The sequence below is a fragment of the Oricola nitratireducens genome, assembly GCF_014904745.1.
In the GTDB taxonomy this organism is placed as follows: Bacteria; Pseudomonadota; Alphaproteobacteria; order Rhizobiales; family Rhizobiaceae; genus Oricola; species Oricola nitratireducens.
Genome location: NZ_JACZCS010000001.1, coordinates 397,403 through 420,502, shown reverse-complemented (window position 1 = coordinate 420,502; position 23,100 = coordinate 397,403). Strand labels below are relative to the sequence as shown.

The 23,100-nt window shown below is 64.1% G+C and carries 20 protein-coding genes; 5 read left to right on the top strand and 15 right to left on the bottom strand.

The annotated features are described in order from the left end of the window. Window positions 1-18: 18 nt before the first annotated feature. The 11 genes from lpdA to IG169_RS02010 form a co-directional block, all read right to left on the bottom strand. Window positions 19-1,428, bottom strand: a complete 1,410-nt coding sequence (lpdA, locus tag IG169_RS02060; RefSeq protein ID WP_193174470.1) for a dihydrolipoyl dehydrogenase — start codon at window positions 1,426-1,428, stop codon at window positions 19-21. A gap of 88 nt (window positions 1,429-1,516) precedes the next feature. Beyond that, window positions 1,517-2,158 (bottom strand): LysE family transporter, encoded by a 642-nt coding sequence (locus tag IG169_RS02055; RefSeq protein ID WP_193174559.1) that lies wholly within the window; start codon window positions 2,156-2,158, stop codon window positions 1,517-1,519. Window positions 2,159-2,221: 63 nt separating this feature from the next. Next, window positions 2,222-3,454 carry a 2-oxoglutarate dehydrogenase complex dihydrolipoyllysine-residue succinyltransferase gene (gene odhB / locus IG169_RS02050; protein WP_193174469.1) on the bottom strand — a complete coding sequence of 411 codons (1,233 nt, stop codon included), beginning with the start codon at window positions 3,452-3,454 and terminating at the stop codon, window positions 2,222-2,224. A 37-nt stretch (window positions 3,455-3,491) separates the two neighbouring features. Next, a complete protein-coding gene (locus tag IG169_RS02045) occupies window positions 3,492-6,482 on the bottom strand; it encodes a 2-oxoglutarate dehydrogenase E1 component (RefSeq protein WP_193174468.1) in 2,991 nt (996 codons plus the stop codon). Window positions 6,483-6,622: 140 nt separating this feature from the next. Further along, window positions 6,623-7,543 (bottom strand): succinate--CoA ligase subunit alpha, encoded by a 921-nt coding sequence (gene sucD / locus IG169_RS02040; protein WP_193174467.1) that lies wholly within the window; start codon window positions 7,541-7,543, stop codon window positions 6,623-6,625. Between the two features lie 16 nt (window positions 7,544-7,559). Then, window positions 7,560-8,195, bottom strand: a complete 636-nt coding sequence (locus IG169_RS02035; RefSeq protein WP_193174466.1) for a hypothetical protein — start codon at window positions 8,193-8,195, stop codon at window positions 7,560-7,562. Beyond that, entirely contained in the window at window positions 8,195-9,394 is a 1,200-nt protein-coding gene (gene sucC, locus IG169_RS02030) for an ADP-forming succinate--CoA ligase subunit beta (RefSeq protein WP_193174465.1), read from the bottom strand. The genes IG169_RS02035 and sucC overlap by 1 nt, the downstream gene beginning before the upstream one ends. A gap of 42 nt (window positions 9,395-9,436) precedes the next feature. After that, window positions 9,437-10,399 (bottom strand): malate dehydrogenase, encoded by a 963-nt coding sequence (mdh, locus tag IG169_RS02025; protein ID WP_193174464.1) that lies wholly within the window; start codon window positions 10,397-10,399, stop codon window positions 9,437-9,439. Between the two features lie 308 nt (window positions 10,400-10,707). After that, entirely contained in the window at window positions 10,708-11,862 is a 1,155-nt protein-coding gene (zapE, locus tag IG169_RS02020) for a cell division protein ZapE (RefSeq protein WP_193174463.1), read from the bottom strand. Window positions 11,863-11,883: 21 nt separating this feature from the next. Next, complete coding sequence (locus IG169_RS02015) at window positions 11,884-12,339, bottom strand: protease inhibitor Inh/omp19 family protein (protein ID WP_210325808.1); 456 nt, start codon at window positions 12,337-12,339, stop codon at window positions 11,884-11,886. A gap of 388 nt (window positions 12,340-12,727) precedes the next feature. Beyond that, a complete protein-coding gene (locus IG169_RS02010) occupies window positions 12,728-14,305 on the bottom strand; it encodes an alkaline phosphatase D family protein (protein WP_193174461.1) in 1,578 nt (525 codons plus the stop codon). A 226-nt stretch (window positions 14,306-14,531) separates the two neighbouring features. Between IG169_RS02010 and IG169_RS02005 the strand changes: the two genes are divergently transcribed. From IG169_RS02005 to bioB, 3 genes are all read left to right on the top strand, one after another. Further along, window positions 14,532-15,188: a GntR family transcriptional regulator gene (locus IG169_RS02005; RefSeq protein ID WP_193174460.1), complete on the top strand. Its 657-nt coding sequence runs from the start codon at window positions 14,532-14,534 to the stop codon at window positions 15,186-15,188. 100 nt (window positions 15,189-15,288) lie between these two features. Next, window positions 15,289-15,861, top strand: a complete 573-nt coding sequence (locus IG169_RS02000; RefSeq protein WP_193174459.1) for a biotin transporter BioY — start codon at window positions 15,289-15,291, stop codon at window positions 15,859-15,861. Further along, window positions 15,858-16,847, top strand: a complete 990-nt coding sequence (bioB, locus tag IG169_RS01995) for a biotin synthase BioB (protein WP_193174458.1) — start codon at window positions 15,858-15,860, stop codon at window positions 16,845-16,847. The genes IG169_RS02000 and bioB overlap by 4 nt, the downstream gene beginning before the upstream one ends. Before the next feature lie 46 nt (window positions 16,848-16,893). On the opposite strand, the gene rpsP is transcribed toward bioB, so the two are convergent. From rpsP to ffh, 3 genes are read right to left on the bottom strand one after another with little or no spacing between them, the layout of a single operon-like run. Continuing rightward, window positions 16,894-17,382 (bottom strand): 30S ribosomal protein S16, encoded by a 489-nt coding sequence (gene rpsP, locus IG169_RS01990; protein ID WP_193174457.1) that lies wholly within the window; start codon window positions 17,380-17,382, stop codon window positions 16,894-16,896. 52 nt (window positions 17,383-17,434) lie between these two features. Next, complete coding sequence (locus tag IG169_RS01985; RefSeq protein WP_428982223.1) at window positions 17,435-17,758, bottom strand: chorismate mutase; 324 nt, start codon at window positions 17,756-17,758, stop codon at window positions 17,435-17,437. Between the two features lie 11 nt (window positions 17,759-17,769). Beyond that, entirely contained in the window at window positions 17,770-19,317 is a 1,548-nt protein-coding gene (gene ffh / locus IG169_RS01980; RefSeq protein WP_193174456.1) for a signal recognition particle protein, read from the bottom strand. A gap of 272 nt (window positions 19,318-19,589) precedes the next feature. Between ffh and IG169_RS01975 the strand changes: the two genes are divergently transcribed. Together IG169_RS01975 and IG169_RS01970 are read left to right on the top strand one after the other, a co-directional pair. Beyond that, window positions 19,590-20,639 carry an MBL fold metallo-hydrolase gene (locus IG169_RS01975; RefSeq protein WP_193174455.1) on the top strand — a complete coding sequence of 350 codons (1,050 nt, stop codon included), beginning with the start codon at window positions 19,590-19,592 and terminating at the stop codon, window positions 20,637-20,639. Window positions 20,640-20,769: 130 nt separating this feature from the next. Continuing rightward, entirely contained in the window at window positions 20,770-21,816 is a 1,047-nt protein-coding gene (locus IG169_RS01970; protein WP_193174454.1) for a fatty acid desaturase, read from the top strand. Window position 21,817: 1 nt separating this feature from the next. On the opposite strand, the gene IG169_RS01965 is transcribed toward IG169_RS01970, so the two are convergent. Beyond that, on the bottom strand, window positions 21,818-23,011 hold the full coding sequence (locus IG169_RS01965; RefSeq protein ID WP_193174557.1) for a winged helix-turn-helix domain-containing protein: 1,194 nt from the start codon (window positions 23,009-23,011) through the stop codon (window positions 21,818-21,820). Window positions 23,012-23,100 lie beyond the last annotated feature (89 nt).

Sequence of the window (23,100 nt, the reverse complement as noted above, 5' to 3'; positions counted from 1 at the left end):
ATGCCGATGCGGAAAAGACTACATGTGGATCGGCTTGCCGAAGGCGGTCGCCAGCGCCGCCTCGCGCACGGCTTCCGACATGGTTGGATGCGCATGGCAGGTGCGCGCCAGGTCTTCCGAAGACCCGCCGAACTCCATCAGCACCGCCGCCTCGTGGATCATCTCGCCGACGCCCTTGCCGAGCATGTGCACGCCGAGCACGCGGTCGGTCTTCTTGTCGGCGAGGATCTTGACGAAACCGTCCGGCGCCAGCATCGCCCGCGCGCGGCCATTGGCGGAGAACGGGAACTTGCCGGAGACGTAGTCCACGCCCTCCTTCTTCAGCTCCTCCTCGGTCTTGCCGACGGAAGCGACCTCCGGCTCGGTGTAGACCACGCCGGGAATGACGCCGAAATTCACATGGCCATGCTGGCCGGCGATGATTTCGGCGACCGCCATGCCCTCGTCTTCGGCCTTGTGCGCCAGCATCGGACCCTTGACCACGTCGCCCAGCGCATAAATGCCGGTGACCGAGGTCTGCCAGTGATCGTTGATCTCGACGCGGCCACGCTCGTCGAGCACGACGCCGGCCTTTTCCAGACCGAGGCCGTCCGTATAGGGCTTGCGGCCCGTCGCCACGAGCACGATATCGGCCGAAACCGTCTCGGCGTCGCCGCCCTTGACCGGTTCGAAGGTGACGTCGGCGCCCTTCGCCGTCTTCTTGACGCCGGTGACCTTGGCGCCGAGCCTGAACTTCATCCCCTGCCGTTCCAGCAGGCGCTGGAACTGCTTGGAGACCTCGCCGTCCATGCCGCCGAGAACCGTGTCGAGGAATTCGACCACGGTCACCTCCGCGCCGAGCCGCCGCCAGACCGAACCGAGCTCAAGCCCGATCACACCGGCGCCGACCACCACCAGATGCCCCGGAACCTTGTCGAGGTCGAGCGCGCCGGTCGAGGAAACGATCGTCTTCTCGTCGAATTCCAGTTCGACCCCGGGGATGCCGGCGACATCGGACCCGGTGGCGATGACGATGTTCTTCGCCTCGATCTCGCTGGTCTTGCCGTCTTCGTCGGCGACCGAGACCTTGCCTTCGCCGAGCACCGTGCCGGTGCCCCGCAGCACGTCGACCTTGTTCTTCTTCATCAGGAAGGCGACGCCGTCGACATTGGATTTCACGGTGGCGTCCTTGTGCGCCATCATCGCCGGCAGATCGAGCTTCGGCTTGCCGACCTTGACGCCGAGCTTCGGCAACGTCGCCTCGGTCTCGTGGAACATCTCGGACGCATGCAGCAGCGCCTTTGACGGAATGCAGCCGATGTTGAGGCAGGTGCCGCCGAGCGTCGGCCGCTTTTCGACGATCGCGGTCTTGAGGCCGAGCTGCGCGCATTTGATTGCGCAGACATAGCCGCCCGGTCCCGATCCGATCACTACAACATCGTATGCCATGGAACTTTTCCTTTTTTACGCGGTCTTGCTGCTTGTGCGGCTGTATCCAGACCCGCCTTTTCTCGAATTGGTATACGCGGCCGTCAGGTCAACCCGCCTTTTCGGCGGCAAGCTTGAGGCCGAAGGCAATGAAGACGGCGCCGCTCGCGCGGTTGATCCACTTGCTCGCCCGCTCGAAAGCGGCACGCATGCGCGGCGTCGTCAGGAAGAAGGACACGCCGACGAACCAGGCGATCAGGCAGCCCGCCATCACCAGACCGTAGCCGAACTTGATCGCCGCCGGCGTCTCGTGACTGACGATCGCCGAAAAGACCGACAGGAAGAAGAACACCGGCTTGGGATTGAGCGCATTGGCCAGGAAACCGAGCGCGAACCCCTTGAAGGCGGTCTGCGGAAGCGCCTTGCCCGACGCGTCTGGCACGCCCGCGTCAAGCGTCACCCTGCCTGCGCGCAGCGACTGCACGCCGATATAGACGAGATAGGCGACGCCAAGCCATTTCAGCAGGTTGAACAGCAGGATCGACTGCGAAATGATCAGCCCGAGCCCGAGGATCGTGTAGCTGACATGGAACATCAGCGACACCCCGACGCCGATACTGGTCAGGATCGCGGCCCGGCGTCCGTGGACGATCGCCTGGCGCATGACCATCGCCGTATCGGCTCCCGGCGCCACGATGGCGAAGGAGAAAACGGCCATGATGGAGGCGAGTTCAATCCAGTACTGGGTCATCGGCATTGGTCTCCCGGATCGGGTCGGCGGATGGCCGGCAGCGACCGGCAACCCGCCTTGCGATTAGAGGTCGAGAACGAGACGCTCCGGATCCTCGAGGCTCTCCTTGACCCGCACCAGGAAGGTCACGGCTTCCTTGCCGTCGACGATGCGATGGTCGTAGGAAAGCGCCAGATACATCATCGGACGGATCACCACCTGGCCGCCGATCGCCATCGGCCGTTCCTGGATCTTGTGCATGCCGAGAATGCCGGATTGCGGCGCGTTCAGGATCGGCGAGGACATCAACGAGCCGTAGACGCCGCCATTGGAAATCGTGAAGGTGCCGCCCTGCATGTCGGCCATGCCGAGCTTGCCGTCGCGCGCCGCAAGGCCGAGCCGGCCGATTTCCTTCTCGATATCGGCAATGCCCATCTGGTCGGCGTCACGCACGACCGGAACGACGAGGCCCTTGTCAGTGCCCACCGCGACGCCGATGTGGCAGAAATGCTTGTAGATGATGTCCGTGCCGTCAATCTCGGCATTGACCGCCGGGACTTCCTGCAGCGCATGCGTCACCGCCTTGGTGAAGAAGCCCATGAAGCCGAGCTTCACGCCGTGCTTCTTCTCGAACAGGTCCTTGTATTTCTTGCGCAGGTCCATCACCGCGGTCATGTCCACCTCGTTGTAGGTGGTCAGCATCGCCGCCGAGTTCTGCGCATCCTTCAGTCGGCGCGCGATGGTCTGGCGCAATTTCGTCATGCGCACGCGTTCCTCGCGCACGGCATCGGTTTCCGGCGACGACGCGCGGGCGGCGCGCGGCGCTTCCGGCTGCGCTGCCGCGGTCGCGCCCGAGGCGATCGCCTCGATGACGTCGCCCTTGAGCACCTGTCCGCGCTTGCCGGAACCGGCAACCTTGTCCGCGGCAACATTGGTGTCGGCCATCAGCTTGGCGGCCGACGGCGCCGGCGGCATGTCGCCGGATTTCGCGGCCGGGGCGGGAGCGGGCTTTGCCTCTTCTTTCGCCGGCGCGGCCTCTTGCGTCTTTGCCGCCTCGGCCGGGGCGGCGGGCGCGCCCTCGCCCTCGTTCAGCATGCCGAGAAGCGCGTTGACCTCAACCGTCTCGCCTTCCGGCGCAAGGATCTCGCCGAGCGTGCCCGCGGCGGGCGCCGGCACTTCCAGCGTCACCTTGTCGGTTTCGAGTTCGACCAGAGTTTCGCCGTCGGCGACGGCGTCGCCGGTTTTCTTGAACCACTTGCCGATCGTTGCTTCCGTGACCGATTCGCCGAGGGTGGGTACGCGGATTTCTTTAGCCATCGTTCAGTCTTTCCAAAATTCGTGGTTCAAAGCGGCGTCATTCGCCGAGCGCGTCTTCTAGGAAGGCCGCCAGTTGTTCCTTGTGCTTCGACATCAGGCCGGTCGCCGTCGAGGCGGACGCCGCGCGGCCGGTGTAGCGCACGCGCTGATGCTTGGCGTTGATGTGGGCGAGAACCCATTCCAGGTAGGGATCGATGAAGGCCCAGGCGCCCATGTTTTTCGGCTCCTCCTGGCACCAGACCATGTCGGCGTTCTTGAAGCGCGACAATTCGGTGATCAGCGCCTTGGCCGGGAACGGATAGAGCTGTTCGAGGCGAAGCAGATAGACGTCGTTGACGCCGCGCGCCTCGCGCTCCTCGAGCAGATCGAAATAGACCTTGCCGGTGCACATCACGACGCGGCGGATCTTGGAATCCGTCACCAGCTTGATCGGGCCGTCCTTGATCATCTCGGCATCGTCCCACAGCAGCCGGTGGAACGCGCTTTCGCCCGACATCTCGTTCAGCGTCGACACGGCGCGCTTGTGGCGCAGCAGCGATTTCGGCGTCATCAGGATGAGCGGCTTGCGGAAGTCGCGCTTCAGCTGCCGGCGCAGGATGTGGAAATAGTTGGCCGGCGTCGTGCAGTTCGCCACCTGCATGTTGTCTTCCGCGCACATCTGCAGATAGCGCTCGAGCCGGGCCGAGGAGTGTTCCGGCCCCTGGCCCTCGTAGCCATGCGGCAGCAGGCAGACGAGGCCGGACATGCGCAGCCACTTGCGCTCGCCCGACGAGATGAACTGGTCGAAGACGACCTGCGCGCCGTTGGCGAAATCGCCGAACTGCGCTTCCCAGAGTGTCAGCCCGTTCGGTTCGGCCAGCGAATAGCCGTATTCGAAGCCGAGCACGGCCTCTTCCGAGAGCATCGAGTTGATGACCTCGAAGCGGCCCTGGCCCTTGGCGATGTTGTTCAGCGAGACATAGCGGTCTTCGGTCTCCTGGTCGTAGAGCACCGAATGGCGCTGCGAGAAGGTGCCGCGTTCGCAATCCTGTCCGGACAGCCGCACGCCGTAGCCTTCCTGGACGAGCGACCCGAAGGCCAGCGCCTCCGCCGTCGCCCAGTCGACGCCCTCGCCTGTCTCGATCATCATGGCGCGGTTGCCGAGAAAGCGCTGGATCGTGCGGTGCGCGTTGAACCCGTCCGGCACCGTCGTCAGTTTCTTGCCGATCTCCTTGAGCGCCTTCATCGGCACGGCGGTCTTGCCGCGCCGGCGCTCGTCCTCGTTGTCCGCCTTGGACAGGCCCGACCACTTGCCGTCGAGCCAGTCCGCCTTGTTCGGCTTGAAATTGTCGCCGGCCTGGAACTCGACCTCCAGATGCTCGCGCCAGTCGGACTTCATCTTGTCGTATTCGTCGACCCTGATCAGGCCTTCGGCGATCAGCTGGTCGGCATAGATCTGCGCCGTCGTCTTGTGGGCGCGGATCTTGCGGTACATCAGCGGCTGCGTGAACGCCGGCTCGTCGCCCTCGTTGTGGCCGAAGCGGCGGTAGCAGAACATGTCGATGACGACCGGCTTGTGGAACAGCATCCGGAATTCGGTCGCCACCTTGGCCGCGTAGACCACCGCCTCCGGGTCGTCGCCGTTAACGTGGAAAATCGGCGCCTCGATCATCTTCGCCACGTCGGACGGATAGGGCGAGGAGCGCGAGAACCGCGGATTGGTCGTGAACCCGATCTGGTTGTTGATGATGACATGCAGCGTGCCGGCGACGCGATGGCCGCGCAGCGCCGACAGGCCCAGGCATTCCGGCACCACGCCCTGGCCGGCAAAGGCCGCGTCGCCGTGGATCAGCAGCGGCATCACCTTGGCGCGATCCTCCAGCGGCACGATTTCGTCGCGCTGCGCGCCGCCCGCATGCTGGTCCTGCTTGGCGCGCGCCTTGCCCATCACGACCGGATCGACGATTTCCAGGTGCGACGGGTTGGCGGTCAGCGACAGGTGCACCTTGTTGCCGTCGAACTCGCGGTCCGACGAGGCGCCAAGGTGGTATTTCACGTCGCCCGAACCCTCGACCTCGTCAGGCGTGAAAGACCCGCCCTTGAACTCGTTGAAGATCGCGCGGTGCGGCTTCGCCATCACCTGGCTGAGCACGTTGAGACGGCCGCGGTGGGCCATGCCGAACACGACCTCTTTGAGGCCCATGGCGCCGCCGCGCTTGATGATCTGCTCGAGCGCCGGGATCAGCGATTCGCCACCATCGAGGCCGAAGCGCTTGGTTCCCTTGTACTTGACGTCGATGAACTGCTCGAAACCTTCCGCCTCGACCAGCTTCTGCAGGATCGCCTTCTTGCCGTTGGCGGTGAACGCGACGCCCTTGTCCGGCCCCTCGATGCGCTGCTGGATCCATGACTTCTCCTCCGGATTGGAGATGTGCATGAATTCGACGCCGATCGTGGAGCAATAGGTCCGCTTCAGAATGTCGAGCATCTCGGGGATGGTCGCGTATTCGAGACCGAGAACGTTGTCGATGAAGATGCTGCGGTCGTAGTCGGCCTCGGTAAAACCGTAGGCCGAGGGATGCAACTCGTTATAGTCTTCCTTCGGGCCGGCCAGGCCGAGCGGGTCGAGATTGGCGTGCAGATGGCCGCGCATGCGGTAGGCGCGGATCATCATGATGGCGCGGACCGAATCGCGCTGCGCCTGCAGGATCTCGGCATCCGAGGTGGGCTTGCCGGCGACGGCCGCCTTTTCCTTCAGCTTGGCGCCCATGTGGTCTTCGACGACGGCCCAGTTGCCGTCGAGCGCCGAGGTCAGCTCGCCATTCGGCGTCAGCGGCCAGTTGTCGCGCTCCCACGACGCGCCGCGCGCGTTCTTGCGCACGTCGTCGGGCTTGTCGTGCAGATCGCCGAAGAAGGTCTGCCATTCGACCGGTACGGAGGCCGGATTGTCCTGAAACTGAGCGTAGAGTTCCTCGATATAGTGGGCGTTGCCGCCATAGAGAAACGAGGTCGACGCGAATATGTCGTTCAGTTCGTCGGTGCGTGCCATTTGCTTCACCTTGTGCGGGCCGTGCCGGCCCGATCCTTGGGTTGCCGTTGCGCCTTGGCGCTCATGTTTCCATGGCGGTCTCGAGCCGCCTTTGCCCCCTGGTCGAGTCCGGGGCGAACGCGCCGCCCCGGTCAGTCTCTTCAGCCCTTCAGCACTTCGACAAGCGTCTTGCCGAGCTGTGCCGGCGACGGCGAGACGAGGATGCCCGCATCCTCCATCGCCGCGATCTTGTCTTCGGCACCGCCCTTGCCGCCGGAGATCACCGCGCCGGCGTGGCCCATGGTGCGGCCGGGAGGCGCCGTGCGGCCGGCGATGAAGCCGACCATCGGCTTCTTGCGGCCCTTCTTGGCCTCGTCCTTGAGGAACTGCGCCGCGTCCTCCTCGGCCGAACCGCCGATTTCGCCGATCATGATGATCGACTGGGTCTCGTCGTCGGCGAGGAACATCTCCAGGACATCGATGAACTCGGTGCCCTTGACCGGGTCGCCACCAATGCCGACAGCCGTCGTCTGGCCGAGGCCTTCATTGGTGGTCTGGAAGACCGCCTCGTAGGTCAGCGTGCCGGAGCGCGACAGGATGCCGACATTGCCCTTCTTGAAGATCGAGCCCGGCATGATGCCGATCTTGCATTCTTCTGGCGTCAGAACGCCCGGGCAGTTCGGCCCGATCAGGCGCGAGGTCGACTTGTCGAGCTTCGCCTTGACGTTGACCATGTCCAGCACCGGAATGCCTTCCGTGATGCAGACGATAAGCGGGATCTCGGCCTCGATCGCCTCGATGATCGCGGCGCCCGCGCCTGCCGGCGGAACGTAGATCACCGATGCGTTGGCGCCGGTCGCTTCCTTGGCTTCCCCGACGCTGGCGAAGATCGGCAGTTCGCGACCGGCCGCCTCGCCGGCGCCTTCGCCCGCGGTCCAGGTTTCGCCGCCCTTCTTCGGGTGAATTCCGGCGACCATCTGGGTGCCGTAATAACCCAGCGCCTGTTCGGTGTGGAAGGTCCCGGTCTTGCCGGTCAGTCCCTGGACAAGAACCTTGGTGTCTTTGTTTACGAGGATGGACATGTGCTTTGCAGCTCCCTTAATCCTTGGCGTCCGGTTCCGCCTTGACGGCATCCGGGTCAGTGGAATCGATTTTCAGAACAAGGCCGGAAAAACCCGTCTTTTCGACATGCGGGCTGTCCTCGGCAACGAAAGTGAGAACGGTCTGGAACGTGCCGGGCATCGCCGGCGTGACGCCCCAGCTATAGGCATGGAAGCCGTCATTGACGAAGTAGCGTTTTTGCTCGACGCCGACGACATCGGTGACCAGTTGCGCATCGATCTGTTCGGTGGCCCCGAAATCGTAAAGCGCGCAGCTCGTCACCGCCGGGGCTTCCGGAGCGACTATGTGGCTGAGAAGCAGGTGGTGGAGCTTGCCGGCGACGACACGTTCGAACGCGGACCGCGCCATTCGGACGTCTCCGTCATTCTTGGCGATCGCATCGTCAGCCAGTTTGAGAATGGCCGCGAGTTCCTCGCTGGAGCCCGGGACAACAGTCCGCCATCCGAGTGATCCGGCGAGGTCGATCATGCCGTCATAGGACAGTCGCTGCGGCAGGCAGACCGCGCGGAACGCGGCCACGAAGGCCGCGCCGTCCGGCGCATGCGCCCGAACCGGCGTCATCGACGCCGCTACGAGCGCTGCTGCAACAGCGACTGACCGCAACGCGTGCACTACGCGGCCTCTCCGACGGCTGCGACGATCTTCTGCGCCGCGTCATCGAGATCGTCGGCCGCGATGACGTTGAGGCCGCTTTCGTTGATGATCTTTTTGCCGAGTTCGACATTGGTGCCTTCGAGGCGCACGACCAGCGGCACCTTGAGCCCGACTTCCTTGACCGCCGCGACGACGCCTTCGGCAATCACGTCGCATTTCATGATGCCGCCGAAGATGTTGACGAGGATGCCTTTGACGGCAGGATCGGCGGTGATGATCTTGAACGCCGCGGTGACTTTTTCCTTCGACGCGCCGCCGCCGACATCGAGGAAGTTCGCCGGCTCCTTGCCGTAGAGCTTGATGATGTCCATCGTCGCCATGGCGAGGCCTGCGCCGTTGACCATACAGCCGATATCGCCGTCGAGCGCGACATAGGCGAGATCGTGCTTGGAAGCCTCGATCTCCTTCTCGTCCTCTTCCGACTTGTCGCGCAGCGCCATGATGTCGTCGTGGCGGAACAGCGCGTTGCCGTCGAAGGAGACCTTGGCGTCGAGCACGCGCAGATGGCCGTCCTTCATGACGATCAGCGGATTGACCTCGAGCAGGCTCATGTCCTTCTCGGTGAACGCCTTGTAGAGGATCGGGAACAGTTTCATCCCGTCCTTGGCCGCGTCCTTGGTCAGCTTAAGCGCCCTGTTGAGCTTCTTGCAGTCGGCATCGGTGACGCCGGTTTCCGGATCGATCGCCAGGGTGACGATCTTGTCCGGGGTTTCCTCGGCAACCGCCTCGATGTCCATGCCGCCCTCGGTCGAAACCACGAAGGCCGGACGGCCGACCGTGCGGTCGATCAGGATCGAGAGATAGAGTTCGCGGTCGATGTCGGCGCCGTCCTCGATATAGAGACGATTGACCTGCTTGCCGGCCGGGCCGGTCTGCTTGGTCACCAGCGTCTTGCCGAGCATTTCCTTGACGTTGTCGACAACTTCCTCGACCGACTTGGCCAGCCGGACGCCGCCCTTGGCGTCCTCTCCGAGTTCCTTGAACTTGCCCTTGCCGCGTCCGCCGGCATGGATCTGGCTTTTCACCACGTAAAGCGGTCCGGGCAGCTTCTTCGCCCATTCCTCCGCCTGCTCGACGGAATAGACCGCCACGCCGCCGGCAACCGGCGCTCCGTAGGAGTGCAGCAGCCGCTTGGCCTGATATTCGTGAATGTTCATGGCAAATCCTTCATGCCTGTGTGCGGGAGATCCGGTGTCGGATCACTTCAGGTTCGGCGCGATGCCGCGGCAGGCTTCGCAAAGCCCCGCAACCGCATCGACCGACTTGTCGAACTGTTTCTGCTCGGTCTTGTTGAGCTCGATCTCAATGACGCGCTCGACGCCGCCGGCGCCGATGACGGTCGGCACGCCGACATACATGTCCTTCACGCCGTACTGGCCGTCGAGATGCGCCGCGCAGGGCAGCACGCGCTTCTTGTCCTTCAGATAGGCTTCAGCCATGGCGACGGCGGAAGCGGCCGGCGCGTAATAGGCCGAACCGGACTTCAGCAGGCCGACGATCTCGGCGCCGCCGTCACGGGTGCGCTGGATGATTTCCTCCAGCCGGTCCTTGGAGACCCAGCCCATCTTGATCAGGTCGGTCAGCGGAATGCCGGCGACCGTCGAGTAGCGCGCGAGCGGCACCATCGAGTCGCCGTGGCCGCCGAGCACGAAGGCGGTGACGTCCTCGACCGACACCTTGAACTCCTCGGCGAGGAAGTGGCGGAAGCGCGACGAATCCAGCACGCCGGCCATGCCAACCACCTTGTTCTTCGGCAGGCCGGAGAACTGCTGCAGCGCCCAGACCATCGCGTCGAGCGGGTTGGTGATGCAGATGACGAAAGCGTCGGGGGCGTATTTCTTCAGGCCGGCGCCGACCTGTTCCATTACCTTCAGGTTGATGCCGAGCAGGTCGTCGCGGCTCATGCCGGGCTTGCGCGGCACGCCCGCCGTCACGATGCAGACATCGGCGCCCTTGATCGCCTCATAGGTATTGGCGCCCGTGAACGACGCGTCGAACCCGTCGACCGGCGAGGATTCCGCGATATCGAGACCCTTGCCCTGCGGGATTCCTTCCGCGATGTCGAACAGGACGACGTCGCCCAGTTCCTTCAGGCCGATCATGTGAGCGAGCGTTCCGCCGATCATGCCGGAACCGATGAGTGCAATCTTGTTGCGTGCCATGGTGGGATGCTTCCGTTGAATACCTAGAGTGGTTGTCAAAGCGCGGCGCATGGTCGCATGAGCCGTTACTGCCGGACGGGGAGGTGGACCAGTACGGCAGAAAAATCAACAGAAACTTTCGCGATCAATATTTTCAAACGGTTAGATAATTCGGTTCTTACGTAAAAGTAAGAATTTTTCGCCGATTTGTCACAAATATGTCCCGCGGCCGCCGCAATCGCCTGCCGTCGCCATTTCAATCGGTTCCCTTTCGTTACCGGAAGGATCGCCAGAATCCGGTGCCGCCGGTGAGGCGAACTCGAGCGGCATCACGCGGCCTGCCCCGCATGCGCCACCCATTCCTCGGACCGCATCTCGATCAGCCGCGAGGCCGTGCGATCGAACTCGAAGGCCTCCGTGCCGGTCTTGGCCTGGTAGAGATCCTGCGGCTCGGCCTCCGCCGAGACAACGACGCGGATGCGATTGTCGTAGAGCGTATCGATCAGGTTGATGAAGCGCTTGGCCTCGTTGCGCCGGTTGTCGTGCAGCACCGGCACGCGCTCGATGAAGATCGTATGGTAGTTGCGCGCGATCGCCAGATATTCGCGCGCGCCGAGCGGCTTCTCGCACAAATCGGCAAAACCGAAACGCGCCGCGCCCATCGCCACCGCCGGCACGGTGATCTCGCGTCCCTTCACCTCGATCATTTCCCGGTGCGGAGTCAGGCCGCCGGTGAGCCGCATCCAGACGTCATCCAGCGCCCGGTCGGCCGCGTCGCCGAGCGGCGCGACATAGAGTTTGGTGCGCGACAACTTATCCAACCGATAGTCGCGGTCGGCGTCGAGGCTCATCACCTGCGCATGCGCCTTCAACACGTCGACAAAGGGCAGGAAGAGCGACCGGTTGAGCCCGTCCTTGTAGAGATCGTCCGGCGCCACGTTCGACGTCGCGACCAGGATCACGCCATGCGCGAACAGCGCGTTGAACAGCCGCGACAGGATCATCGCGTCGGCGATATCGGTCACCGAGAACTCGTCGAAACAGAGCACGCGCGCCTCGTCGGCGAGAGCGCGGGCAACCGGCGGGATCGGGTCGTCGCCCTTGACGTGTCCCGCCTTCAGCGCCTTGCGGTGCGCGCCGACGCGGTCATGCACGTCGGCCATGAAATCGTGGAAATGCGCGCGACGCTTGCGCTTCGCCGGACAGGCCGCGAAGAAAAAATCCATCAGCATCGTCTTGCCGCGTCCGACGCTGCCATGGATGTAAAGGCCCTTGACCGCGCCCGGTTTCGGCGCGCGCTGCGCGAACAGCCAGCCGAGCGACGAGGACTTGGCGGCGAGCCGGAGCGACCCGATTTCCTCGTTCAGCGCGTCGAAACGGCTCGCCAGCGCTTCCTGCGCGGGATCGGGATCGAGTTTGCCTTCGGCCGCGAGCGCGTCGTAACGCGCCCGTACCAGGTCGCCGGGGTGAAGCGTTTCAGCCATCGGCCGGCTCGCGCAGCGGGACTAGCGGGACAGCGTGATCGCGGCGCCGCTCGTCGTCTGGCCGTTGAAGGATCCGTTGCCCGACGAGAACAGGGTCGCGACCTTGTTGCCGCCGGAGTCGCTCAGGACCACCTGCTGGCCCTGCACGTCCCACGCCGCGACGTTCGCCGCGTCGCCGGGGCAGCCGCGCGAGGCGGCGCGGAAACCGCCGGTCCATTTGGTCAGCGCCATGAACATTTGGCACGACGAGCCTCCGGTGGTGACCTTCCAGGCGCCGACCATCGCCTCGCGCGTGACCGGAGCCGCCGTCGTCACACTCTGGATGCTGCTGCCGTCGGACGGAGCGTTCGGATCCATGAAGGTCTGGTCTTCCGTGCCGGGCGCGGCCGGGAAGTTGCCCTGCGCGTCAGGCGTCATTCCCGGCTGTACGGGCGGCGGCAACTGGCCGGATGTCACGGTTCCGGAGGGAGCCGGCATGATCGGGGCCGGAGCCGGGCGCGTGTCGAAAGTTCCAAAACGGGAACTCGTGCATCCGCTGACGGCAATCGCCGCCGAGACAAGACAAACACCCGCTGCAAACGCAGATTTCCGCATTACATTCTCCTGTATTCCCGGAACCGCGTTCCGAGCCGATGCGCCCTTCACTTGACCAATAAAATGGCGAAATAAGGAAAACACAACCTTAACAAAACCCTGCCAACCGTTTCTCAACGGTTACAGGTTTCATTAATCATTATGGCCCGCTGCCCGAAGGGTGCAATTGCAGGATTCGGCAAGACAATGGAAGCGTCTTGCGCGGATTTTCGTGGCGGAAATGAAAAAGCGGGCGCAACGGCCCGCTTCTTCCTTGGCATTGACGACGCAATCAGGCGTTGCGCACCGGATCGAGCGTGACCGTGTAGAGTTCGCTGTCACCGCGGTCCATCAGGCGAACGGTCATCTGTTCGGTCGTCCCGTCGATGTCGACCAGGCCGAAGAACTGCAGCCCCATCGACGGCGGCAGGTTCTGGCCCTGCTCGGCCGTCGGCGCCTTCACGTACTTCACCTGCGGACCGAAGGTCATGTCGAGATCGTTCGGGCCGAACGTTCCGGCATGCAGCGGGCCGGAGACGAATTCCCAGAACGGCTCGAAGTCCTGGAACTGCGCCTTTGACGGATCGTAGTAATGCGCGGCCGTGTAATGCACGTCGGCGGTGAACCAGACCGTGTTGGTGATGCCGGCGGTCTTGATGTAGCGCAGCAGGTCCGCGAATTCGAGCTCGCGGCCCTTCGCCGGGCCGTTGTCGCCATTGGAGACGGCTTCGGCGCCGGCCTGTTCCTTCCAGTTGTCCCAGACGATCAGGCCGATCGGCATGTCGCAGGCGATCACCTTCCAGGTCGCCTTGGAGTTGGCCAGCTCGCGCTTCAGCCAGGCAAGCTGCTCGGCGCCGAGGATGCGGCTTTCCGGCGTCATCTCGGTTTCCATCGCCGGACCGTTCGGACCGCGATAGGACCGCAGGTCGAGGAAGAAAACGTCGAGCATCGGCCCGTAGGCGATCTTGCGGTAGACGCGGCCCGGTTCGGCCGGCGTGTAGCGGATCGGCGTCATCTCGTGGAAGGCGCGGCCCGAGCGCGCCGCAATCAGCTGAACCGACTTTTCGGTGTAGCGGTCGTCACCGGAAAGATCCTTGGAATCCGACCAGTTGTTCATCACCTCGTGGTCGTCCCACTGGTAGAAGGTCGGGCAGATTTCAGACAGCGCACGCACATGCGTGTCCATCATGTTGTATTTCCACTGGCCGCGGAATTCGTCGAGCGTTTCGGCAACCTTGCGCTTCTCGTCGATCAGTACCTTGTTAACCCACTTGCTGCCGTCCTTGAGCGCGACTTCGTCCTTCATCGGGCCGTCGGCATAGATCGTGTCGCCCGAATGTAGGAAGAAATCCGGCGTGTGCCTGGCGATTGTGGCGTAGGTCAGCATGCCGTCGTCGTCGATGCCCCAGCCCTGGCCAGCGGTGTCGCCCGACCATGCGAAACGCACCGAGCGCTTCGACATCGGCGCCGTGCGGAAACGGCCGGTGATCGGCTCGGAGACGGAATTGACGTCGGCGAGGTCATGAGCGGTCATGCGGTAGAAGATGTCCTGGTCGGACGGCAGGTCCTCGATCAGGCGCTTCACGGCGAGATCGGTGTCCGGCAGCGCGTCGAGCGACGCCAGCTTGCGCGCATCCTTGAAGCTCTCCGAGGTCGAAACCTCGAACATCACCCGCGACGGGCGGTCGGTGCGCGTCCAGACCATGCCGGACATGGCGTCGACATCGCCGGACTGCACGCCGTGCGTGAAGACGGGGCGCTGGTTGGCGCGCGAATAGAAGGGAACGGCAAGGCCGGATCCTGCAACGAGGCCGGCGGCGCCCGCGCTCGCCATGAAGGCGCGGCGCGACAAGGTCAGTGATTTGGTCATAGAACGATCTCCGTTAGGCGCACTCCGCGCCGCGCGGAGACATCGGCCCGTTTCATGGCAGCCATTTCTCGGCTGGATGAAATTTTGCTGACGGCTTGATGACGGTTGTGGAAAAGGAAGAAGGCGGCCCGGAACCGCGCCGGCGCCTTTGCCGATGTGTCGCGAACCCCGCGGATAACCCGAACCGCGGCTCGACGCCGCTGGCGGGACGAATTATCTATAAAACATGACGACAGCGAAGAACGATACCCTCGCGGTGCAAATCAGCCGGACCCTTGCCGACCGCATCATCTCCGGCGCGATCGAGGCCGGCACCCGGTTGCGGCAGGATCACGTGGCGGCCGAATTCAGCGCGAGCCATGTGCCTGTGCGCGAGGCGTTCCGCCGCCTGGAGGCCCAGGGGCTGGTCATAAGCGAGCCGCGTCGCGGCGTGCGCGTGGCCGGGTTCAGCCCGGAAGAGGTCCGCGAGGTCGCGGAAATGCGCGCCGCGCTGGAAGCGCTGGCGCTGCGCAACGCCGCACCTCACTTGACTAGCGCCATTCTCGACCAGGCGGAAGAAGCAACGCGCGCCGGTGACAAGGCCGGCGACGTGCAGACATGGGAGGAAGCGAACCGGACCTTCCATCGGCTCATTCTCGCGCCTTGCGGCATGCCAAGGCTGTTGAAGACCATCGATGACCTGCACACGGCGAGCGCGCGGTTCCTGTTCTCCGGCTGGCGGGCGGAATGGGAGGCTCCCACCGACCGCGATCACCGGGCAATTCTCGCCGCCTTGCGTGCCGGACAGGTGGAGACCGCCGCCTCCGTTCTCGCCCGGCACGTGCAAACGATCGGCCAGAAGCCGCGGCAGCCCGGCGTCAAGCCGGCCGCAATCAAGCACTAGAATATCTATAATTTTCTCGCATCTTGAAAATCCAGCGCTCTTGTGGACTTCTTTAGCGATAGTGATTCTAAATTATCTATAATATGCAAGGAGCCCTCTCATGATCGCCATCGCCGAGAAACTCGCCGGGCAAAGGAAACAGGCCGCCCGAACCGGCCTGACAATCATTGCCGGCGTCGCGCTTATGACGCTGGCCGCAAAGATACATATTCCGTTCTGGCCCGTGCCCATGACGCTGCACACACTGGCAGTCATGGCCTTCGCCGTCGCGTTGGGGCCCCGCCTCGCCGTTTCGATTTTCCTCGCCTATCTCGCCGCGGGCGCAGCCGGCCTTCCCATCTTCTCGGGCACCCCGGAACGCGGCATCGGCCTCGCCTATATGGCCGGACCGACCGGCGGCTATCTCGCCGGCTACCTGGTGGCGTCCTGGCTGGTTGGCATGCTGGCGGCGGGGAGGGCCGCGTTCGCGCGCCTCGGCGCCATGCTGGCCGGCATGGTGGTAATCTATGCGCTCGGTCTGGCATGGCTCACGATTTTTGTCCCCGCGGATCGGCTTCTCGCCGTCGGCGTCGCGCCGTTTCTCCCCGGCGACCTGATCAAGATCGGTATTGTCGCGCTGGGTTCGCAACTTCTTTCCGGCATCCGCAAGACCGGGCGGGACTCCTCCCGATGACCGCGAACGGTTCCGACACGCGGCACGACTGGACCGTTGAGGAGATCGTGGCGATTCATGAATCACCACTTCTCGAGCTGATCGGCCGGGCCAATGCAGCGCACCGGCGGCATCACGACCCGAACAGGGTGCAGAAGGCGAGTCTGCTGTCGATCAAGACCGGAGGATGCCCGGAGAATTGCGCCTATTGCCCGCAATCGGCTCATCATCGCGAAGTCGATCTGACCCGTGACAGGCTGATGGACCCGCAGAAGGTCGTTGCCATGGCGGCAACCGCCAGAGCGGCGGGGGCCGAGCGGTTCTGCATGGGCGCCGCCTGGCGGCAGGTGCGCGACGGCGATGAGTTCGATGCTGTGATCGAGATGGTCAAGGGCGTTCGCGCGCTCGGCATGGAGGCCTGCGTGACGCTGGGCATGCTCGAGCCGCATCAAGCGGAACGACTCGCAAAGGCGGGACTGACCGCCTACAATCACAATCTCGACACCAGCCCGGAATTTTACGGCCGGATCGTCTCCACGAGAATCTATCAGGATCGATTGGAAACGTTGGCGGCCGTGCGCGCTACGGGCATCGAACTGTGTAGCGGCGGCATCATAGGAATGGGCGAAACCGTGCGGGACCGTGCCGCCATGCTTCATGTCCTCGCAAATTTCGATCCGCATCCCGAAAGCGTGCCGATCAACGCCCTTGTGCCGGTAGACGGAACGCCGCTCGCCGGACGCGGACGCGTCGACCCCTTGGAATTGGTGCGCATGGTGGCAACGGCCCGGCTCGTCATGCCGCGTTCGACGGTTCGGCTCTCGGCCGGGCGCTCGGACCTTGACCGCGAGGCGCAGATTCTCTGCCTCGTCGCCGGAGCGAACTCCGTCTTCTACGGCGATACGCTGCTGACGACACCCAATGCCGATATCGGCGATGACGCCGAACTGTTTGCGGCGCTCGACCGGCCTGAACGCACCGGCCACCCGACGACGGCCGCAGAATAAAAAAGCGGGCCCGAAGCCCGCTTTTTCATGTCGATCGAGGCGCCGATTATTCCGCGGTTGCGGTTTCTTCCTCGGCGGCCGGAGCTTCCTCTGCGGGCGCTTCCTCGGCTGCAGCCTCCTCGGCCGGTGCTTCGGCCGCAGCGGCAGCAGCTGCCTTCTTTTCTTCTTCGGCAGCTTCGGCGGCAGCCTTGGCTTCCTCTTCCTTCTGCTGCTTCATCGCGACGCGTTCCTGGGCGGCCTTGCCCGGCAGTGCCTTGTTCGGGTTGTTGCGCGCTTCACGCTTGACCAGGCCGGCCTCATCGAGGAAGCGGGCGACGCGGTCGGTCGGCTGCGCGCCCATTTCGAGCCAATGCTTGATGCGATCTTCGTTCAGCGTCACGCGCTTGGCTTCGCCGTCCTTCGGCAGCATCGGGTTCCACGCGCCGACCTGCTCGATGAAGCGGCCGTCGCGAGGCGAGCGGACGTCGGCGATGACGACGTGGTAATAGGGACGTTTCTTGGAGCCCGCGCGGGCCAGACGGATTTTCAGTGCCATGGTTTACTCCTGATAGGCTGTATGTTCGTCTTCTGGTTTCGTTTGCCGGCTTTCAGCCGGCGACATCCTCGTTCTTCGCCGCGATCGCCTCGTGATGGCGGATCACTTCGCGAATGATGAAGGCAAGGAATTTCTCGGCGAAATCCGGATCGAGATCGGCATCCTTCGCCAGCCGGCGCAGCCGTTCGATCTGTTGTTTTTCGCGATTGGGGTCGGATGGCGGCAGGCCATGCAGCGCCTTCAGCTCGCCGACGGCTTTCGTGCAGCGGAAGCGTTCGGCGAGCGTGTGGATCAGGATCGCGTCGAAATTGTCGATCGAGCGGCGAAGGTCCTTCAACAGCTCCCGCGCGTGATCCGCGGTTTCCGGCATGTTCATGGCGCTCCCCCTCACTTCTTCTTCGGCAGGCCGGGAAGGCCGCCGCCAAGTCCGGGCAGGCCCGGACCGCCGAGGCCCGGCAGTTTCGGCATACTGCCCCCGCCGAGACCTGCGGCCTCGGCCTGTTTCTGCAGCGCCTCGAGTTCCTTCGGGCTCATCTTGGAAAGATCGGGCATTCCGCCCATGCCACCCATACCGCCCGGCAGGCCCATCTTGCCGGCAAGCCCGCCCATCATCTTGCCCATCATGCCGCCGCCCTTCTTGCCCTTCATGGATTTCATCATGTCGGCCATCTGGCGGTGCATCTTCAAAAGCCGGTTGATCTCTGCGGCGTCCGTGCCGGAGCCGGCGGCGATGCGCTTCTTGCGGCTGTGCTTGAGCAGTTCAGGGTGGGCGCGTTCCTTCGGCGTCATCGAGGAGATGATGGCGAGCTGGCGCTTGAAGATCGAATCGTCGAGGCCGGCGGACGCCATCTGGTCCTTCATCTTGCCCATGCCCGGCATCATGCCCATGATGCCGCCCATGCCGCCCATTTTGGCCATTTGCTGAAGCTGGTCGGCGAGATCGTTCAGGTCGAACTTGCCTTCCTGCATCTTCTTCGCCATCGCCGCGGCCTTTTCCGCGTCGATGGTTTCGGCGGCCTTCTCGACGAGGCTGACAATGTCGCCCATGCCGAGAATGCGGTCGGCGATGCGCTTGGGATGGAACTCCTCGAGCGCCTCCATCTTCTCGCCGGTGCCGATCAGCTTGATCGGCTTGCCGGTGACGGCGCGCATCGACAGCGCCGCGCCGCCCCGGCCGTCGCCGTCCATGCGGGTCAGCACGATGCCGGTAATCGAGATGCGTTCGTCGAAGCTCTTCGCCAGGTTGACGGCGTCCTGGCCGGTCAGCGAGTCGGCGACGAGCAGCGTCTCATGGGGATTGGTCGCCTTGGCGATATCCGCCATCTCGACCATCAGCGGCTCGTCGATATGCGTCCGGCCGGCGGTATCGAGAATGACGACGTCATGACCGCCGAGCTTGCCCGCCTGCACCGCGCGCTTGGCGATCTCGACCGGCCCCTGCCCATCGATGACCGGGAGAGTGGCGACGCCGGTCTGTTCGCCGATCTGGCGCAATTGTTCCTGGGCGGCGGGGCGGCGCGTGTCGAGAGACGCCATCAGCACCTTCTTGCCCTGCCTCTCGGTCAGCCGCTTGGCGATCTTGCCGGTGGTGGTGGTCTTGCCGGAGCCCTGCAGGCCGGCCATCATGATGACGACGGGCGCGGGCGCGTTGAGGTCGATGACCTCGCCCTCGGAGCCCAGCATCTCGACAAGTTCGTCATGGACGATCTTGACGACCATCTGGCCCGGCTTGACGCTCTTGACCAGATCCGCCCCGACGGCCTTTTCGCGCACCTTCTCGGTGAAATCGCGCACGACTTCCAGCGCCACGTCCGCCTCGATCAGCGCACGGCGCACTTCGCGCAGCGCCGCCGAGACGTCCTTGTCCGACAGCGCGCCGCGTCCGGTCAGGTTACTCAGGATCGAACCGAGGCGGTCCTGAAGCGATTCAAACATGTCTTTCTCCACTTCCGGCGTTTCCCGGAAGGTAGTGATCCGAAACGGCGACCAAAACCCCAAAACCAAAAAGCACCCGGGGGCGCATCGCGCTGCCGGGTGTTGACCTCCGGGATCGTTCGCTTCGCGGCGTCCCGGTCGGTGGCTCGGAGTTTCAACTCGTCGCTAGTCGGGCGGGCTATGGCGGAAAAGGCAGAAGGAGTCAAGGTTTTCGCGGCAGCCGTCCCTTGCGCCACCTTGCTTTCGCGGAGGCCGGGACCACCTAACACACCATGACGACCACGCTTAACGGATCAGGCGGCACAGCCACCCCTTCACCCCGCTCGTCCAATCCCTATTACAGCGGGCCGGTCAGCGATCATTTCGACGGCGAGGTCTTCTTCAATCCGGGCGGCGCGCCGCCCCGCAGCTTCCTCGATCTGCTGCGCTGGCAATTGGGTCCGGGCAATGTCGCCTGGCCGAAACATTATCCGAGCTCCTTCGACGGCCATGTTCCCGAGGAAAGGGTTCACGGCACGGACCTCAGGATCACGATGATCGGTCATGCTTCCCTGCTGCTGCAGACCGCCGGCCTGAACCTGCTTTTCGACCCGGTCTGGGCGAAACGCGCCAGCCCGGTCCAGTGGTTCGGACCGAAACGGCGCAATCCGCCCGGCGTCCGCTTCGAGCACCTGCCGAAAATCGACGCGGTGCTCGTCAGCCACAACCATTACGACCATCTCGACCTCGCGACGCTGAAACGGCTGGCGCGCGAGCACGACCCGCTCTTCGTCACGCCGCTGGGCAATGACGCGATCATAAAAGATGCAGCCGATCCGGCCCGGATCGTCACCGGAGACTGGGGCGATGTCGTCACGCTCTCGGCGAACGTGAAGCTGCACCTCGAGCCGGTGCATCACTGGTCGGCGCGCAAGGGATCCGACCGCAGCATGGCGCTATGGGCCGGTTTCGTCGTCGATGCGCCCGGCGGCAAGACCTACCATGTCGGCGACACCGGCTTTCATGACGGCAACAATTACCGTGCGGCCGCCGAAAAACACGGCGGGTTCCGCCTCGCCATCCTGCCGATTGGCGCTTATGAGCCGCGCTGGTTCATGGAAACGCAGCACCAGAACCCCGACGAGGCCGTGCGCGGCCACAAATTGTGCGGCGCGGCGCGCACGGCCGGACATCACTGGGGCACGTTCAACCTGACCAACGAGGGCATCGAAGAACCGCTGAAGGCACTCGATGAAGCGCTGAAAACACACGGCGTTTCCCGCGAGGAATTCCGCCCGCTCAGCCCCGGCGAGGCATGGGACGTGCCGGCAATCGGACCTTAGCCGCGCGCAACCAAATCGCCGCATCCGCGAATAAAGCTGGTAACCGGCGCGGAAATCCCCCATTTGAAAGGAAAGGCCGCGCTCGCAACGGCGCGCCCGCCGCGAAAATCCAGAACGAAAGCCGTATTGCTTGTCCAAGACACCCGATAGCACGGCAGCGCAAGCTGCCCCGAAAGACGCGCGCGCATGGGCAAAGGCCCTCGCCAGCTACAACCGCCCGAGCTACGCCCGCGGCATTCTCGAGATCGCCGTCTCCTTCCTGCCATTCGCCGCCCTGTGGGCGGCCATGGCTCTCTTGCTGATGCATGGCCACTGGCTGGGGCTGGCGCTTGTCGTCCCGGCGGCCGGTTTTCTGGTGCGCCTGTTCATGATCCAGCACGATTGCGGCCATGGCGCCTTTTTCGGCAATGAGCGCGCCAATGACTGGACCGGCCGCGTCCTCGGCGTGCTGACGCTGACGCCCTACAGCGTGTGGAAACGCATCCATGCGCTGCACCACGCCGGCGCCGGCTGTCTCGACCATCGCGGCTTCGGGGAAATCGCGACGCTGACCGTCGAGGAATACAATGCCCTGTCGCCCTGGAAACGGTTCAAATACCGGGTATACCGCCATCCGGTGGTTCTGTTCGGCATCGGACCGGCCTATCTGTTCATCCTCGAACACCGCCTGCCGGTCGGCATGATGCGCCGCGGCTGGCAGCCATGGCTTTCCACCATGGGCACCAATCTGGCGATCGCCGCCGTCGTCGGGACCGCCATCTGGCTGGTCGGCATCAAGGTTTTCCTCGCCATCCAGCTTCCCGTCACCATCCTTGCGGCGACCGCCGGCGTATGGCTGTTCTTCGTCCAGCACCAGTTCGAGGAAACCTACTGGGAACGACTTCCCGAATGGAAACGCCAGGAAGCCGCCCTGCATGGCAGCTCGCACTACGACCTGCCGGCGCCGCTGCGTTGGATGACAGGCAATATCGGCGTCCACCACGTCCATCACCTGTGCGCCCGCATCCCGTTCTACCGGCTAGCGCGCGTCCTGCGCGATTTCCCCGAATTGCGCGACATCAACCGGATGACGCTGCTCGACAGCCTCAAGACGATTCCCCTGGCGCTCTGGGACGAGACCCGCCATTGCATGATCTCGTTTGGCGAATACCGGCGAACCCGGATGGCGGCCGTCTAGGCTAGCCCGAACCGAGCCAGTCGCCGGCGTATTCGATGCCGGCGACGCCTGCGAATTTCCGGATGCGGTCGAGTTCGGCGTCAAGATCGGCTAGCAGCGCCTTCGACAGCCGTACGCCCTTCTCCGGCCAGAACTTGCGGACCGCGAGCATATCGCGATTGCGGTCGGCCTTCATGTCGATGCGCCCGACCAACCGGTCGCCCCGCAGAATCGGGAAGACGTAATAGCCGTAGACCCGCTTTTCTTCCGGCACGAAGATCTCGATCCGGTAACGGAACCCGAAGAGCCGCTCGGCGCGGTTCCTGTCCCGCAACGCCGGATCGAACGGGCTGAGCACGCGAACGCGCCCCGGCGGCTCCGGCGGATCGTCCAGCACATCAGGATAGTCCCTGAAGCGCAGCGCGGCGCGCGGCTTCGATCCGTCCGCGTTTTCGACCAGCACCGTCTCCAGTTCGACCTCGTTCTCCGCAATCCATTCCGCCACCTCGTCCGGCCTCAACAGGCCCCAGAACGCCGCGATCTCGCCGCGCGTCGCAAAACCCAGCCGCTGCAACGCGCTGCGGCAGGCCCAGTCGACGAACTCGTGGTGCTCCACTTTCGCCGCCTGATGCGCGCCGGGAATGATTCGCTCGGCGAGATCGTAGACCTTCTGGAATCCGTCGCGCCGCGCGATGGCGAGCTTTCCCGTCCGCCAGAGATATTCCAGCGCCGTCTTGGACGGGTGCCAGTCCCACCAGCCGGTCGACGGCTTGTCGCCCTCGAAATCGCGCGTCATCACCGGGCCGTCTTTCGCAATCCGCTCCAGCACGCCATCGCATTCATGCAGGAAGGGCGCGCGCTGCCAGCCTTCCCAGCGCTTCTGCAACCGCGCGTCCTCGCGGATAAAGCGGTGGCGCCAATAGGGGAACAATTCACACGGGATGATCGAGGCGTCGTGCGTCCAGTGCTCGAACAGGTGCCGGTCCTTCTCGACCAGTGCCTTCAGGTGTTTCTCGCGATAGGTGGCGTTGCGCGAAAACAGGATCTGGTGGTGGGCGCGCGCGACCGTGTTGATGCTGTCCACCTGCACGAAACCGAGTTGCCGGATCACCTCGAACAGATCGGCCTTGGTCTGGCCCGTTTGCGGCGGCCCGGAAAGGCCTTGGAGGGCCAGAAAGGCGCGGCGGGCGGTGCGGTTGTCGATCGTGGCGGTCATGGTTTGCGTATGGTTCAGGATTTGCGGCGAGACTGGAACGGAAATCGGGCCGGACGCAAGCCGCAGGCCGAACACTGCTGACACTGGCA

Excerpts from the sequence above, each read along its gene's own strand:
- lpdA (WP_193174470.1), bottom strand. The coding sequence starts at position 1,428 with ATGGCATACGATGTTGTAGTGATCGGATCGGGACCGGGCGGCTATGTC.
- IG169_RS02055 (WP_193174559.1), bottom strand. The coding sequence starts at position 2,158 with ATGACCCAGTACTGGATTGAACTCGCCTCCATCATGGCCGTTTTCTCC.
- odhB (WP_193174469.1), bottom strand. The coding sequence starts at position 3,454 with ATGGCTAAAGAAATCCGCGTACCCACCCTCGGCGAATCGGTCACGGAA.
- IG169_RS02045 (WP_193174468.1), bottom strand. The coding sequence starts at position 6,482 with ATGGCACGCACCGACGAACTGAACGACATATTCGCGTCGACCTCGTTT.
- sucD (WP_193174467.1), bottom strand. The coding sequence starts at position 7,543 with ATGTCCATCCTCGTAAACAAAGACACCAAGGTTCTTGTCCAGGGACTG.
- sucC (WP_193174465.1), bottom strand. The coding sequence starts at position 9,394 with ATGAACATTCACGAATATCAGGCCAAGCGGCTGCTGCACTCCTACGGA.
- mdh (WP_193174464.1), bottom strand. The coding sequence starts at position 10,399 with ATGGCACGCAACAAGATTGCACTCATCGGTTCCGGCATGATCGGCGGA.
- zapE (WP_193174463.1), bottom strand. The coding sequence starts at position 11,862 with ATGGCTGAAACGCTTCACCCCGGCGACCTGGTACGGGCGCGTTACGAC.
- IG169_RS02015 (WP_210325808.1), bottom strand. The coding sequence starts at position 12,339 with ATGCCGGCTCCCTCCGGAACCGTGACATCCGGCCAGTTGCCGCCGCCC.
- IG169_RS02010 (WP_193174461.1), bottom strand. The coding sequence starts at position 14,305 with ATGACCAAATCACTGACCTTGTCGCGCCGCGCCTTCATGGCGAGCGCG.
- IG169_RS02005 (WP_193174460.1), top strand. The coding sequence starts at position 14,532 with ATGACGACAGCGAAGAACGATACCCTCGCGGTGCAAATCAGCCGGACC.
- IG169_RS02000 (WP_193174459.1), top strand. The coding sequence starts at position 15,289 with ATGATCGCCATCGCCGAGAAACTCGCCGGGCAAAGGAAACAGGCCGCC.
- bioB (WP_193174458.1), top strand. The coding sequence starts at position 15,858 with ATGACCGCGAACGGTTCCGACACGCGGCACGACTGGACCGTTGAGGAG.
- rpsP (WP_193174457.1), bottom strand. The coding sequence starts at position 17,382 with ATGGCACTGAAAATCCGTCTGGCCCGCGCGGGCTCCAAGAAACGTCCC.
- IG169_RS01985 (WP_428982223.1), bottom strand. The coding sequence starts at position 17,758 with ATGAACATGCCGGAAACCGCGGATCACGCGCGGGAGCTGTTGAAGGAC.
- ffh (WP_193174456.1), bottom strand. The coding sequence starts at position 19,317 with ATGTTTGAATCGCTTCAGGACCGCCTCGGTTCGATCCTGAGTAACCTG.
- IG169_RS01975 (WP_193174455.1), top strand. The coding sequence starts at position 19,590 with ATGACGACCACGCTTAACGGATCAGGCGGCACAGCCACCCCTTCACCC.
- IG169_RS01965 (WP_193174557.1), bottom strand. The coding sequence starts at position 23,011 with ATGACCGCCACGATCGACAACCGCACCGCCCGCCGCGCCTTTCTGGCC.